This window comes from Parasphingopyxis marina, assembly GCF_014237875.1.
Taxonomy (GTDB): Bacteria; Pseudomonadota; Alphaproteobacteria; order Sphingomonadales; family Sphingomonadaceae; genus Parasphingopyxis; species Parasphingopyxis marina.
Genome location: NZ_JACJVJ010000002.1, coordinates 739599 through 752876, shown reverse-complemented (window position 1 = coordinate 752876; position 13278 = coordinate 739599). Strand labels below are relative to the sequence as shown.

General features: G+C 66.6%; 12 protein-coding genes. 6 read left to right on the top strand and 6 right to left on the bottom strand.

Annotated features, from left to right (window positions below):
* The 3 genes from H6P80_RS12435 to H6P80_RS12425 are packed head-to-tail and all read right to left on the bottom strand — an operon-like array spanning position 1 to position 2643.
* A complete protein-coding gene (locus H6P80_RS12435) occupies positions 1-1092 on the bottom strand; it encodes an acyltransferase family protein (protein ID WP_185801681.1) in 1092 nt (363 codons plus the stop codon).
* Entirely contained in the window at positions 1089-2483 is a 1395-nt protein-coding gene (locus H6P80_RS12430) for a putative O-glycosylation ligase, exosortase A system-associated (RefSeq protein ID WP_185801680.1), read from the bottom strand. Before H6P80_RS12430 ends, H6P80_RS12435 begins: the two co-directional genes overlap by 4 nt.
* The gene (locus H6P80_RS12425; RefSeq protein WP_185801679.1) at positions 2476-2643 is read right to left on the bottom strand and encodes a hypothetical protein; all 168 of its coding nucleotides are present in this window, start codon (positions 2641-2643) and stop codon (positions 2476-2478) included. Before H6P80_RS12425 ends, H6P80_RS12430 begins: the two co-directional genes overlap by 8 nt.
* A gap of 106 nt (positions 2644-2749) precedes the next feature.
* On the opposite strand from H6P80_RS12425, the gene H6P80_RS12420 reads away from it, so the two are divergent.
* Together H6P80_RS12420 and H6P80_RS12415 are read left to right on the top strand one after the other, a co-directional pair.
* Positions 2750-3952 (top strand): TIGR04063 family PEP-CTERM/XrtA system glycosyltransferase, encoded by a 1203-nt coding sequence (locus tag H6P80_RS12420; RefSeq protein ID WP_185801678.1) that lies wholly within the window; start codon positions 2750-2752, stop codon positions 3950-3952.
* A gap of 2 nt (positions 3953-3954) precedes the next feature.
* A complete protein-coding gene (locus H6P80_RS12415) occupies positions 3955-5010 on the top strand; it encodes a hypothetical protein (protein WP_185801677.1) in 1056 nt (351 codons plus the stop codon).
* A 3-nt stretch (positions 5011-5013) separates the two neighbouring features.
* Here H6P80_RS12415 and H6P80_RS12410 read toward each other — a convergent pair whose 3' ends face one another.
* Together H6P80_RS12410 and H6P80_RS12405 are read right to left on the bottom strand one after the other, a co-directional pair.
* On the bottom strand, positions 5014-5334 hold the full coding sequence (locus H6P80_RS12410) for a hypothetical protein (protein WP_185801676.1): 321 nt from the start codon (positions 5332-5334) through the stop codon (positions 5014-5016).
* Positions 5331-5525: a hypothetical protein gene (locus tag H6P80_RS12405; protein ID WP_185801675.1), complete on the bottom strand. Its 195-nt coding sequence runs from the start codon at positions 5523-5525 to the stop codon at positions 5331-5333. Before H6P80_RS12405 ends, H6P80_RS12410 begins: the two co-directional genes overlap by 4 nt.
* 114 nt (positions 5526-5639) lie before the next feature.
* Here H6P80_RS12405 and H6P80_RS12400 point away from each other — a divergent pair, with 114 nt between their 5' ends.
* On the top strand, positions 5640-6317 hold the full coding sequence (locus H6P80_RS12400; RefSeq protein ID WP_185801674.1) for a S24 family peptidase: 678 nt from the start codon (positions 5640-5642) through the stop codon (positions 6315-6317).
* Here the strand turns inward: H6P80_RS12400 and H6P80_RS12395 are convergent.
* A complete protein-coding gene (locus tag H6P80_RS12395) occupies positions 6314-6484 on the bottom strand; it encodes a hypothetical protein (protein ID WP_185801673.1) in 171 nt (56 codons plus the stop codon). The genes H6P80_RS12400 and H6P80_RS12395 overlap by 4 nt on opposite strands.
* Positions 6485-6668: 184 nt before the next feature.
* Here H6P80_RS12395 and H6P80_RS12390 point away from each other — a divergent pair, with 184 nt between their 5' ends.
* From H6P80_RS12390 to H6P80_RS12380, 3 genes are all read left to right on the top strand, one after another.
* Complete coding sequence (locus H6P80_RS12390) at positions 6669-6881, top strand: hypothetical protein (protein ID WP_185801672.1); 213 nt, start codon at positions 6669-6671, stop codon at positions 6879-6881.
* A gap of 97 nt (positions 6882-6978) precedes the next feature.
* Positions 6979-9009 carry an autotransporter assembly complex protein TamA gene (locus H6P80_RS16720; protein ID WP_185801671.1) on the top strand — a complete coding sequence of 677 codons (2031 nt, stop codon included), beginning with the start codon at positions 6979-6981 and terminating at the stop codon, positions 9007-9009.
* Positions 9009-13241, top strand: a complete 4233-nt coding sequence (locus H6P80_RS12380; protein ID WP_185801670.1) for a translocation/assembly module TamB domain-containing protein — start codon at positions 9009-9011, stop codon at positions 13239-13241. Before H6P80_RS16720 ends, H6P80_RS12380 begins: the two co-directional genes overlap by 1 nt.
* The last annotated feature ends 37 nt before the right edge of the window (positions 13242-13278 follow it).

The window sequence follows — 13278 nt, the reverse complement described above, 5'->3', positions numbered from 1 at the left end:
TCAGGCGGCTCCGGCCCGGCGCGCGAACAGGGCGTCGAACCGCGCGTTGAGCAGGCGTTGGGCCGGGCGTTCGATCAGGTGATAAAGCGCCGCCGATACGGCGAAGGTCAGCAGCAGGAAGCCGACAAGGGTCGCCGCGCCCAGCTGTCCATCGTCGCCGACGAACAGGATCTTGAACAGCACGAAAAGCAGGAAGTGTGCGAGATAGGTCGCATAGCTGATATCGCCGAGATAGCGCAGCGCGGGGATATTGAGCGGATTGGCTCTGGCTTGAGCGGTGAGCGCCGCGGCGAGCAGCGCGGCGGCGAAGGCTGCGGGTGCGCCAAGCGTTTCGGGAAGGTCTGCGCAAAGGGCCAGCGCGGCGAAGAGGAGCGCGGCAAGCGCCGAGAGCAAAGCGGGAAGCGCCGGCTTTTCCCGCCAGCGCATCCAGAGCGCGCACAGGATCGTGCCGATCGAAAACTGGACCAGGCAGCGTAGGAGCCCGGTCCGGGGGATCGCGTGATCGAGGATCGGCGCGGCCATCAGGCCGAAAAGCCCGTGGAGCAGTAGGATCAGCGCCGAGACCGCCGCCAGCAGGATCGGCGTCGAAAGGCGGCGCCAGTCGGTGGCGAGCGCGATGACCGGGAATAGCAGGTAGGCCGCGAATTCGGTGCTGATCGACCAGGCGGGATCGTTCCAGGCGAGCGCGTCGGTAAAGCCCCAATTCTGGATCAGCAGATAATGGAGCGGCAATTCCGCGAACGGATATTCGGCCGGGTTGGCGCGGCCGATCGCCCGGAGCAGCAGCGCGAAACCCACCGCGCCGGTCAGGATAACGGCATGGAGCGGATAGATGCGCGCGAAACGGCGGGCCAGATAGCGCGGGATCGCCGCCTTGCCGCCTTCGGCGATCCGGTCGCGATAACTGAGCCAGATGACGAAGCCCGAAAGCAGGAAGAAGAAATCGACCGCGAGATAGCCCTTGGCGAACAGCGCGAGTGCCGGCGCGGGCATGATCGTCACGCAGGCGAGCCGCACGTGATACAGCACCACGAACCAGGCCGCGATGCCGCGCAGCGAAGTCAGCGCTTCGAGATCGGGCTTGGCGGTCACCGCTCCTGGCCGGGCAGGGGGGCGAGCTTCGGCGTGCCGGGTTCGGCCACCATCTGGTCGAGCGGCTTCCAGCCCTGCTCCTTGCGGCGGCGCGCAAGATAGGTGTCGAAACCGATCTCGACCCCGATCAGCATCAGGATCAGCGGCTGGAAGGCGATGCCGACGAACAGCGAACCGACCAGATAGACGAGATGCGCCTGCTGGAGCGCGGTCGCGAGCGGCGCGACCCATTGTTCGCCGTCCGGGATGTCGTCGCCGCGATAGTGCCGCCGCAGCCATTCCATGCGCAGCACGCCGATCCCGTGGATCAGTAGCCAGAGGACAAGGCCGATATAGCCCTGTTCGCCCAGCATCTCGAAATAGGCCGAATGATAGGCGCGGCCCTGGTCGGCAACGATGCGGCGTTCGACATTCCGGACGCTGCCGCTGCCCGTTACGGTGGTTGTTTCCACGGCGAGCCGGTTGCCGCGATAGGCATCGAAGCCGCCGCCCAAGGGATGGTCGCCGACATATTCCAGCGTCCAGCCCCAGACGGCGAGCCGGGTCGAAGCGGATTCGTCGGCCTTGTAGGTGCCGATCGTCTCCATCCGGTCCGAGAAAGCCGAGGGGACCAGGGGCAGGGCGACGATCCCGGCAAAGGCGGCGGCCGCGACATAGGCCATCTTGCGGTTGGTGTCGCGCCACAGCAGCAGGGCGAGGAAGGCGGCGCAGACGAGGCCGGTGCGCGCCTGGGTCCCGATCGGCACGAGCAGGCTGGCGAAGATCAGCGCGTAGCAGAAACTCTTCACCCGCCAGTCGCTGGGGAAGATCGTGCTCCATCTGCTGAAATAGAGGATCACCGGGATCATCGCGATGGCGACGGTGGCGAGCGTGGAATCTTCGTAAAGGCCGCTATTGTCGTCGACCATCATCGCGAAGCTGCCATAGCCCGATCCGCCGAGCGCGGTCTTGATGCCTGCGCCGATCACGATCGCGGAGAGCGAAAGCACCATGAACAGGAGCACGCTTTCGATGCGCAGCTTGGTGCGCAGGGTGAGCGGCAGGAACATCGCGAAGATCATCGATTTCCATACCCAGTCCCATTTGTTGAGCGCCTCCTCTTGGAACTCGGCCAGGTAGAAAGTGGTGAGGCCGCAATAGACGAGCAGCAGCGCCATCAGCAGCTGGCGCGGCGCGATGCGGACATCGTCCTTCCTGTCGGTGACGAGCCAGCCGAGGATCGCCAGCGCGAACATCAGCAGCGAAACCGGCAGGCTGTTGAGCAGGAAGTAGGACAGGCGCTGCGGCGAAACGATGTCGATATAGATATAGCCGAGGATGAAAAGAAAGGGCCGCTTCAGGCCGAGCAGCAGCAGCGCGCCCAGGAATCCGGCAAGGCCGATGTCACGCATCGCGGCCGCTTTCTTCCGCGCCGATCGGGCGGCCCAAAAGGTCCGTTTTCTCTCCGCCGGGCGAGGCCCGGTCGTTGTCGAGATCGGCGCGCGCGACCAGCCGCCATGCTGCGAGCAGCATGAGCCCATGGCTCAGGGCGAGCGAGAACATGTCGATCATCGCGCTTTTCCGCTCTTCAGGCCCGCATCCGGGCGTTGCTCGTCAGTGTCCCATTTACAGGCCAGCGGTTGACGGGCCGTTAAGCAGTTCGTGGCACAAGCAGGGCATGCGGATCCTGCATATATTGGACCATTCGATGCCGCTGCACAGCGGCTACAGCTTTCGCACGCGCGCCATCCTGAAAGCGCAGATTGCGCGCGGTTGGGAGGTCGCCGGCGTGACCGGCGCACGCCACACGGCCGAAGGGCCCCCGGTCGAGGAAATCGACGGGCTGACCTTCTTTCGCACCCCGAAACCCGGCACGATGACGAGCCCCATTCGCGAATGGCGCGAGATCCAGCTGCTCGCCGAGCGGCTGGACGAGGTTGCCGAAGAATGGAAGCCCGACCAGCTCCACGCCCATTCGCCGGTGCTCAACGCGCTGGCCGCGCAGCGCGTCGCCCGGCGGCGCGGATTGCCGCTGGTCTACGAGATCCGAGCCTTTTGGGAGGACGCGGCGGTCGGCAACGGCACGGGCCGCGAAAACTCGCCGCGCTATTGGCTGACGCGGATGCTGGAAACCCATGCCGCGAACCAGGCCGATGCGGTCGCGGTCATCTGCGACGGGTTGAAGCAGGATCTGATCCAGCGCGGCGTCGATGGCGACAAGATCGTCGTCGCGCCCAATGGCGTCGACATGGCGCTGTTCGGCGATCCCGCGCCGCGCGACGACAGTCTCGCCATCGCGCTGGGCATCGAACAGGCCGAGGTCGTCGGCTTTGTCGGCAGCTTCTACGATTATGAGGGGCTGGACGATCTGATCGAGGCGATGCCGCGGCTGGCGATGGCCCGGCCCGACATATATCTGCTGCTGGTCGGCGGCGGGCCGATGGAAGAGGCACTGCGGGCCCAGGCCGCCCGATCCGACCTTGCCCATCGCATCCATTTCACCGGGCGCGTGCCGCATGACGAGGTCGAGCGCTATTATAGCCTCATCGATATCCTCGCTTATCCAAGGAAGAAGATGCGGCTGACCGATCTCGTGACACCGCTGAAACCGCTGGAGGCGATGGCCCAGCGGCGGCTGGTCGCGGCGTCGGACGTCGGCGGCCACCGCGAACTGATCGAGGACGGGGTGACGGGAACGTTGTTTCCGCCCGACGATCCCGCCGCGCTGGCGGCGGCGCTGGCCGAAATGTTCGACAATCGCGGGGATTGGGAGCGGCGGCGCGAAGCCGGCCGCACATTCGTGGAAGACCATCGTAACTGGTCGTCAAACATTTCCCGTTATGCCCCTGTTTACCAAAAGCTCACCGGCAAGGCGGTTTAGGCATGAATCTCAGTCTCGATACGATCCGCAACGGCGTTTCCTGGCCGGACGTGATGGCGAAGCTTCCCAAGGTTCCGGTCGCATCGGCGATTTCGGGCCTCATCGTCGCCGCGCTGATCCTGATGATTCCCAATCCGCTGTTCGAAGCCTTCATCGTCCGGACGGGCCTGCCCGATATTTTCTCAGCTGCCGAACCGCCGCTGGGCGCGCGCGCGCGCATCTATCTTGCGCTGATCGCCGCGCTGATCGTCACGACCGGCGCTTGGATCGCGCTTTCGGTCGTCGTCGGCCGCAAGCGCCGGACGCCGCGCGCGGACTTCGGCTATCATTACGACGCCGAAGAAGCCGAAGAACAGCCCGTGCGGCGCCGCGCCGACTTCCATCCCGACGCGCCATATCGCCGCCCGATCATGGCGGGCGACGATCTCGGCGCGCCGCTTGATCTTGTCGATGTCGTTCCGGAAGATTTTGAGGAGGAGGAGCCGCTCGAACTCAGCATGGCCGATATTCTCGAGGACGAGGTCCCGGCTGCCGAAGAGGCCGAGCCGGAGATAGCAGAACCGGAGCCCGCGCCGCAGCCGGCGCTTGAGCCCGAGCTGGAATCCGAATTCGCGCAAGCTCCCGAAGCCGACGAGGAACCGCTCGCGGCTGACCCTGTTGCCGAGCCGGTTGCCGAAGAAAGCGACGAAGAGCCGATCTTCACCGTCCCGCTGCGGCCGCGCGAAACCGAAGCCGCTCAGGCGCCCGAGCCGACCCAGGAGCCGCTAGCCGAACCGGTTGTCCAACCTGCTCCGGTGCAGGCCGAAGCGAAGCCGCAGCCCGGCGATGCCCGTGCCGAACTTGCCGAGCTTGTGACCCGTCTAGAAGCCGGTCTCGAACGCCGCCGCGCGCACAAGGGCGGAACAGCCCAGGCCGCAAGCCAGACCGAAAGCCCGGCCACAAGCCCGGCCACAAGCAATGTCACCCCGCATCCCGTTGCCGAGCCCGGCAACGATCGCGAGGCGGCGTTGCGCGAAGCGCTCGACGCGCTCCAGAAGCTCACCGCCAAGGGCGCCTGACGCCTAGTCGTTTTCGATAACGAGCGCCTCGATCACGAGGTGGACCCCGTCCCCGGCAAGACGGGTTTCGGCGACGGCGATGTCGACCAGGATATACGCGCCGAGATCGAACTCGGCATAGTCCAGCCCCTCGCTCATAGCGCGGGCGGCATCGGGCGCGCTTGCCCCTTCAAGCCGCAAGGCGATGCGATGGCGCGCGCCGGAAAAGGTGATGCTGGCCCAGGGCGTCGTGCGCACGTCCTCGATCACCGGCTCCGCGCCCGCGCGCTGGCGCAGGGCACGGAGCAGGGGGCCGAGGCCGCCGGTATAGGCGCGCTCCCTCATCCGCACCGGCCGGGCCGGGCGTCGGCCGCACTGATATATTTGTATACGCGCGCGCGCACCTTGCCGCCGCATTCGCGCCCGCGGCGTATGTCGAACACGAAGCGGGGGTCGTTCACGGCTTCGCGCCCGAAGCGGGTCGGCGCGGTGTTGGTGCGGCGTAGGAAACGGTCGATGTCGATCAGCATGCTCATGAATATCCCTCCTTCTCTCTGGCGACGGCGACGACTCGCCGCCGATAGGCATATTCCTATCTCAAAGGTAATTTCCTACTTGTCTAGGAATATTCCTATTGGTAAGGTGCCAATATGGACCAAGAAGATCCCCGTGCCGTTTTGGAGCGGCTCGCGCAGGAACGCGGCGACGACTATGCGTCGCTGTCTCGCCTGATCGGGCGGAACGCGGCCTATATTCAGCAATATATCAAGCGCGGCACACCGCGCCGGCTGGCCGAGGACGACCGCGCGTTGCTCGCCGAATATTTCGGGGTGGACGAGGCGCAGCTGGGCGCGCGCGCGGGAAGGGCCGCCATAGGGAAGGGCTCGATCGCTTCGGCCGCGAATGACGATATGATCGCGGTGCGCCATTATGCGATCGGCGCGTCCGCCGGGCCGGGCGCGCTTCCGGGAAGCGAGGACGAGCTATCGCATATCGCCTTTCCCCGGCGCTGGCTGCGCAAGCTGGCGGGCGGCGATCCGGCGCGGCTTTCGATCATCACGGTCGACGGCGATTCGATGGAACCGACCCTGTCGGACGGCGACGAGATTCTCGTCAGCCGGGAGGATGGCGGCGAGCGGCTGCGCGACGGGATTTACGTGCTGCGGGTCGATGACGCGTTGATCGTCAAGCGGATCGCGATGAACCCGGCGAGCCGGCGCTTCACGATCAAGAGCGACAATGTCGATTATTCCGACTGGCCCGATTGCGATCCCGCCGATGTCGAGATTGTCGGCCGGGTCGTCTGGGCCGGGCGGCGCGTCGCCTAGCGCGAGAAGAAGTAGAAGCCGGCCATCAGTGCGATGCCGGCGGCGATCCCCGCTACCAGCCCCGCGCTGGGCTGGCCGAGGACGGTGCCCGCGGCAAGGCCCGCGATCGGCCCGATCGCCAGAAAGACCCCGCCGCCAATATATCCTTCACGCCGCGCTTTTTTCATGGTCGCGCCTATGGCACCGCCGGGCGCGGCTGTCACGCGTGGCCGTGATCCCGGCGTGACCCCAGCGTGGTTCGGGCGTGCCTAACGCAATTTTCACCAGTTTCTTCCGGAATACGGAAAGGCATTTTCCTTAATAGGACCTCACTGACATGGGGGACGGCACTACGCCGGTAAGGATTCAAAGATGCAGCAACACTTCTATATTGCCGACAGCGAAGCCGTTGCCGATGCGCATGAACTGTTGACGCATTATGGCGAGAATGCCCGATCCGAAGCGGCCGCGCGCGCCAGCCGCAGCCGCGATGTCGGCAATATCGTCCATTTCTGCCGCTGGCGCCAGATCGCCCGGCTGGTCGAATGGATGGACAGCGAGGATATCGACGCGACCCTGCACTAGGCTTGCCTTGGGGCGGTGCGCCCGCCCGGGGCGGCATATCGTTGAAATTGCGCGCAATTGATTGGCGGTCGCGCGCCAATCGCGTTACCATGGTCCGATGAACGGGTTGTCTAGGCCGGGCCGGGCGTTTTTCGGTTCGCTTGCCGCTTTGTGCGTTTTTGGGTTTTCATCGCAGGCCGCTGCGCAGGATGCCGCCGGCGACCTTGCTCGGGACGTGGAGGAAGAGGTCGGCTCGGTCGCGACCGGGGACCTCGAACCGCTCGACACGGCAGGCGCGGGACGCGCCGCCGCGCCGATGAGCGACTTTCCCGATTTCGGTGTCGAATGGCCCGATATGGAAGCCGTTGCCGACAGCGAAACCGGCGAAGCGTCCCAGGCGGTCGCGATCGATGCCGAGCAGCGCTATTCTGTTGCCCTGCGAGGGCTCGACGATGTCGAGCCGGCGGGCTCCATTCGCAGCCAGTTCAACGCGCTCTCCCAATTGCGCGCGAACGACGGAGATCGCGCGGTGGTCGCCCAGATCAACCGTCGCGCCGATGCCGACCGCGTTACCCTGCGCCAGATCATGCGCGCCCATGGCTATTATGATGCCCGGATCGTGCCCTTGCTCGAAGGCGCGGCGGACCAGGGCCGTATCGAAGTGGTGTTCGAGATCGAGCCGGGGCCGATCTATACATTCGACTCCGTAGAGCTGCCGGGGCTCGCTTCGGCCGGCGAGCGGACCGAGGAGCTGCGCGGGCAATTCCCGGTCGAAACCGACGATCCCGTCGATGCCGCCGCGGTGACGGCTGCCGAGACAAATCTTGCGGCCGAACTCGGCAATCGCGGCTATCCCTTTGCCGAAGTCGGCGATGAGGAAGTCGTTGTCGATCATGCCACGGGCAGGGCGCGGCTCGTGCTGCCGGTCGATCCCGGCGGCGAGCGCAATTTCGGCGCGATACGGGTCAGCGAGGGCGCGGAGGAAATATTCGGCGCCGAGCATGTCCAGACGATCGCCCGGTTCGAGCCCGGTGAACTGTATTCCACGCGGATGGTCGACGATCTGCGCCGCGCGCTGATCCAGACCGGGCTTATCTCGCGCGTCGGGCTGACCCCGGTCGAGAGCGACGATCCGGGGCTTGTCGATCTCGACGTTTCCATGGAACCCGCGCCGCCGCGCACGATCGCCGGCGCCATCGGCTACAGCACCGGCGAAGGCGCGCGGATCGAAGGCAATTGGGAACATCGCAACCTGTTCCCGCCCGAAGGCGCGCTCGGCGTGCGCGGCATCCTGGGCACCGAGGAACAATTTGCCGGCGTCAGCTTTCGGCGCAGCAATTTCCTGGACCGCGACCAGATATTGAGCGTCCAGCTTTTCGCCAGCAACACCAGCCGCGATGCCTATGCGGCGCGCACGGCGGGGCTGACCGCGGGTTTCGAACGGGTATCGAACCAGCTGTGGCAGAAGGAATGGACCTGGTCGATCGGCACCGAGCTGCTCGCTTCGGACGAACGCGACATCGTGCTTTCGACCAACACCCGCCGCCGGCGCACCTTCTTCATCGCCGCGCTGCCGCTGGGCCTTTCCTATGACGGCACCAACGACCTGCTAAACCCGGAAGAGGGCTTCCGGCTCTCGGCGCTCGTCTCGCCCGAACTCTCGCTCCAGGATCAGGTGTTCGGCTATGTCCGGGTGCAACTCGACGGCAGCGTCTATATCGAACTGATGGACGCGCTGACCATGGCCGGTCGCGTCCGGCTCGGCGCGATCCCGGGCGCGGGCCGGGAAGATATCGCGCCCTCGCGGCGCTTCTATGCGGGCGGCGGCGGTTCGGTGCGCGGCTATAGCTATCAGTCGATCGGCCCGCGCGATGCGAACAACGACCCGATCGGCGGCCGCAGCCTCGTCGAAATGGCGATCGAGGCGCGCTACCGGTTCGGCAATTTCGGCGTCGTGCCGTTCGTCGATGCCGGCGCAATCTATACCGATCTCTATCCCGATTTCTCGGGTCTGCGCTTCGGCGCCGGGCTCGGCGTGCGCTATTATTCGAGCTTCGGCCCGATCCGCGTGGATGTCGGCACGCCGATCAATCCGCAGCCCGGCGATCCCGTGATCGCCGTATACGTCTCGCTGGGCCAGGCTTTCTGATGGTGCAGACCGGGGCCGAAATCGCCGACGGCAGCGAACCGCCGAGGCGCGACCCGCTGGGTCGGCGGCTGTTCCGCGGCGCGATGATCGCGGTCGCGGGGCTCGTCATCCTGCTGATCGCCATCGCCGTGCTGATCGATACACCGCCCGGCCGCCGCTTCATCATCGACCGGATCGAGGCGATGGAGCCGGCCAACGGCATGCGCATCCGGATCGGCAGGATCGACGGATCGATCTACAGTCAGATGACGGTTTCCGACCTGCGCCTCTACGATCCCGACGGGCTGTTCTTCGAAGCGCCGGAGCTCGGCGTCGACTGGAACCCGCTCGCCTATCTGTTCGTCGGCCGGCTCGATATCGACGACGTCCGATCCGATTTCGTGATCCTGCACAAGCTGCCCGCGCTGATCCCGTCGGAGGAAGAAGACCAGCCGATCCTGCCGGGCTTCGATATTCGCATCGGGACGCTCGATATCGAACGTTTCCGCTTTGCCGAGGCGGTGACCGGCGAGCGGCGGGATGCGGCGCTCTCGGGCAATGCCGATATCCGAAGCGGCCGCGCGCGCATCACCCTCGACGCGCACGCCATCGATGGCGGCGAGCGACTGGCGCTGATGCTCGATGCCGAACCCGATGGCGATATTTTCGATATCGATCTCGACCTGCAGGCGCCGGAGGGCGGTATCCTTGCCGGGCTGACCGGTATCCGCAGTGCGGTGACGGTCGATATCGCGGGCAGCGGAACGTGGAGCCAGTGGGACGGCTATGCGCGGGTCGATAGCGGCGAGGCGCGGGCGGTGGATCTCACCCTGGCAGTGCGCGACGGCAGCTATGTGCTCGCCGGCGTGGTGCGCTCGTCCGACCTGTTCGATCCGGGGCTGGTGACGCGGCTCTCGGCGCCTGAGATGAATCTCGCGGCGCATGCGACCTTCGAGGAGCGGCGGCTGACGGGCGATTTCGACATTCGGTCGCGCGCGGCGGTTATCGAAGGGCGCGGCGTGCTCGATTTCGCGGCCAGCGCGTTCGACGGCTTCGTCGCCGATATCCGGTTGCTGCAGCCTGCCGCACTGGTCGATACGATGCGCGGCGCCGATGTGCGGATGCGGGTGGCGCTGGACGGGCCGTTCGACCGCGCGGGCTTCGCCTATCGGCTCACCGCGCAGCAGGCGGCGATCGGCAGCACCGGGTTCCAGAACCTGCAGGTGGCGGGCGAGGGCAGGCTCTCCGAAACCCCCTTCACGATTCCCGTGCGCGCGCGCGCGAGCCGGATCACCGGCTTCGATGCCGAAACCGCCGGTGTGCTGCGCAACGCTTCGATCGATGGCGCGTTGCTGGTGACGGCGGACCAGATCGTGGGAGACGATTTGCGGCTGCGGTCGGATCGGCTGCGCGGTACCGCCTCGGCGATCTACGATCTGGCGAGCGGCGATTATGCGGTGGCGCTCAACGCGGATATCGACCGCTACCGCCTGCCGGGCCTCGGCACGTTCGACGTGGCGACGCGCGTCGACGTCCGTCCCGCGCCGGGCGGGCGTTTCGCGATCGCCGGGCGCGCCCGCGCCGTCGCCCGGACTCTCGAAAACGGCTTCGCCGCCTCGCTGACCGAGGGCTTGCCGACGCTCGACGCGTCGATCGCATACCGCCCGGACGGGCGGCTGGGCTTTGCCGATGCGCGGCTGCGCTCGCCGGGGCTGCGCTTTACCGGGCAGGGCCATATCGACGGCAATGGGCAGATCCATATCACCGGGTCGGGCGAGCAGGCGCAATATGGGCCGCTGCGGCTGACCGCATCGGGCAGTCCCTCGCGGCCGCATGTCGACCTCGCGCTCGCCCGCCCGGTTTCCGGGATAACCGATGTCGAAGCGACGCTGGACCCGACGGCGACGGGATATGCCTATAGCGCCAACGGCCAGTCGCCGGCCGGTCCCTTCACATCCATCGGCGCGATCCAGCTGCCGGCCAACGCTCCGGTCGCGATCGACGTCGCCGAGCTGCTCGTCTCGGATACGCGGTCGCAGGGCCGGCTGGTCTTTGCCGATGGCGGGGTCGTCGGCAGCCTCGATCTCACCGGCTCGGGACTGGATGGCGACGTCGTGCTGGCGGTGGAAAATGGCAACCAGGTCGTTACCGCGAACCTCAGCGCGGAGGATGCCCAGCTCGGCGGCATGATCGACGCGACCGTGCGCGAGGCGTTGCTCGAATTGCGCTGGAGCCCGAGCGAGGGCGGCTCTTCGGTGCAGGGCAGCCTCAGCATGACGGGTTTTCGCCGCCGCGGCATTTCGATCGCCCGCTTCGCCGGATCGGCGGAGCTCGAAAACGGCTATGGCAGCGTGACGGCCAGCCTTGCGGGCGCGCGCGGCCGTCGCTTCGATTTTTCCGCCTCGGCCGATATCACGCCGGAGAGCATCGCGATCGAAGGCGACGGCACTTTCCGCGGCGAACCGATCACGCTCACCCCGCTCGTGGTCCGCAAGGAGGAAGAGGGCTGGGTGATCCCCGAAAGCACGATCCGCTATGCCGATGGCGGCGCGACCGTGGCCGCGCGCTTCGGCGGACCGACGACCGAGATCGAGGCGACGCTCGAAAATATCCCGCTGTCGCTTATCGACATCGCCTATCCCGAAACCGGGTTCGGCGGCCAGGCGACCGGCGGCTTCCTGTACCGTATCGGCCCGGGCGAAACGGTCCCGACCGCGAATGCCGAACTGCGGATCCGCAGCCTGACGCGGGAAGGCTTCGCGCTGCGCCCACGCCCCGTCAATCTCGGCATCAATGCGCGGCTCGACCGGAGCCGCCTCGCGCTGCGCGCGATCATGGAAAGCGATGGCGAGGATATCATGCGCGTGCAGGCGCGCCTCGATCCGCTGAACGAGGGCGCCGGGACGCTGGGCGAGATTCTCGCCGCCGCGCCGCTCTTCGCCGAAGTCCGGTATAGCGGCCCCGCCGAAACGCTCTGGCAGCTGACCGGCAACGAGACGATGAGCCTGTCGGGAGAATTGGTCGCCAGCGCCGATGCCAGCGGCACGCTCAACAATCCGCAAATCACCGGCGCGCTCAGCACCACCGACGCGCGGTTCGAGAGCGCGCTGACGGGAACCGTGGTCGAGCATGTTTCCGCCGAAGGCACCTTCCAACAGGCGCAGCTCGACCTGCCGAGCATCAGCGGCACGACGCCGGGCGGCGGTACGCTTTCCGGCCGCGCCAGTTTCAATCTCGGCCTTGCTTCGGGCCTCGGCATGGATGTCGCGCTGGAAGCCAACGAGGCCTGGCTGCTGCGCCGCGACGATATCACCGCGCAGGTCACCGGGCCGCTGACGATCACGCTGCAGGCACCGGCGGGCACGGCGACGGGCACCGATTTCGTCCGGCCGGTCGGGGAGATTACCGGCGATTTCGATGTGGTACGCGGCTCGTTCCAGCTGGGCCAGGCTGCGCCTTCGCTCGCGATCCCCGAACTCAATGTGACGGAGATCAACGGGCGTACCGACGAACCCGATCCGCCCGCCGCGCCGATCAAGTGGAACGTCAATGTCGATGTCGATGCGCGCAACCGGTTCATGGTGCGCGGGCTCGGCCTCGACAGCGAATGGGGCGCGGCGCTGCAGGTGCGCGGATCGCTCTCAAGCTTCGGCATCTACGGCAATATGGACCTGCGCCGCGGAACCTATGAATTCGCCGGGCGCAGCTTCGACCTTGAGCGCGGCCGGATCGATTTTTACGGCAGCGAGCCCGTCGACCCGGCGCTGGACATCGTCGCCGGGGCCAATGTCGAAGGGCTGACCGCGTCGATCAATATCGGCGGCACCGGCAGCAGCCCGGAAATCAGCTTTACCAGCGTTCCCGCCTTGCCGCAGAGCGAGCTGCTGAGCCGGCTGCTTTTCGGCACCTCGATCACCAACCTGTCGGCGCCCGAGGCGTTGCAACTGGGCGCGGCCGTCGCCTCGCTGCAGGGTGGGGGAGGCGGCGGCCTCAACCCGATCAACGCCGTGCGCGACGCGATCGGGCTCGACCGGCTCCGCATCGTGCCCGCCGATCCCGCCGAGGATCGCGGCACCGCGATCGCGGCGGGTGTCTATGTGACGCGCAACCTGTTCGTCGAGGTGATCAGCGACGGGCAGGGCTATTCGGCGACCGAAACCGAATTCCGGATCACCCGCTGGCTGTCGCTGCTCGGCAGCATCAGCACGATCGGCCGGGCCGGCGGCAACCTGCAGATCAGCCGCGACTATTAACGGGCCGTCGGCGGACAAAAAAGGGCGACCGGTTGCC

What these genes read in the sequence shown, in the direction of transcription:
- H6P80_RS12380 (WP_185801670.1), top strand. Translation starts at nt 9,009, where the DNA reads ATGGTGCAGACCGGGGCCGAAATCGCCGACGGCAGCGAACCGCCGAGG.
- H6P80_RS12415 (WP_185801677.1), top strand. Translation starts at nt 3,955, where the DNA reads ATGAATCTCAGTCTCGATACGATCCGCAACGGCGTTTCCTGGCCGGAC.
- H6P80_RS12430 (WP_185801680.1), bottom strand. Translation starts at nt 2,483, where the DNA reads ATGCGTGACATCGGCCTTGCCGGATTCCTGGGCGCGCTGCTGCTGCTC.
- H6P80_RS12425 (WP_185801679.1), bottom strand. Translation starts at nt 2,643, where the DNA reads ATGATCGACATGTTCTCGCTCGCCCTGAGCCATGGGCTCATGCTGCTC.
- H6P80_RS12405 (WP_185801675.1), bottom strand. Translation starts at nt 5,525, where the DNA reads ATGAGCATGCTGATCGACATCGACCGTTTCCTACGCCGCACCAACACC.
- H6P80_RS16720 (WP_185801671.1), top strand. Translation starts at nt 6,979, where the DNA reads ATGAACGGGTTGTCTAGGCCGGGCCGGGCGTTTTTCGGTTCGCTTGCC.
- H6P80_RS12400 (WP_185801674.1), top strand. Translation starts at nt 5,640, where the DNA reads ATGGACCAAGAAGATCCCCGTGCCGTTTTGGAGCGGCTCGCGCAGGAA.
- H6P80_RS12395 (WP_185801673.1), bottom strand. Translation starts at nt 6,484, where the DNA reads ATGAAAAAAGCGCGGCGTGAAGGATATATTGGCGGCGGGGTCTTTCTG.
- H6P80_RS12420 (WP_185801678.1), top strand. Translation starts at nt 2,750, where the DNA reads ATGCGGATCCTGCATATATTGGACCATTCGATGCCGCTGCACAGCGGC.
- H6P80_RS12390 (WP_185801672.1), top strand. Translation starts at nt 6,669, where the DNA reads ATGCAGCAACACTTCTATATTGCCGACAGCGAAGCCGTTGCCGATGCG.
- H6P80_RS12410 (WP_185801676.1), bottom strand. Translation starts at nt 5,334, where the DNA reads ATGAGGGAGCGCGCCTATACCGGCGGCCTCGGCCCCCTGCTCCGTGCC.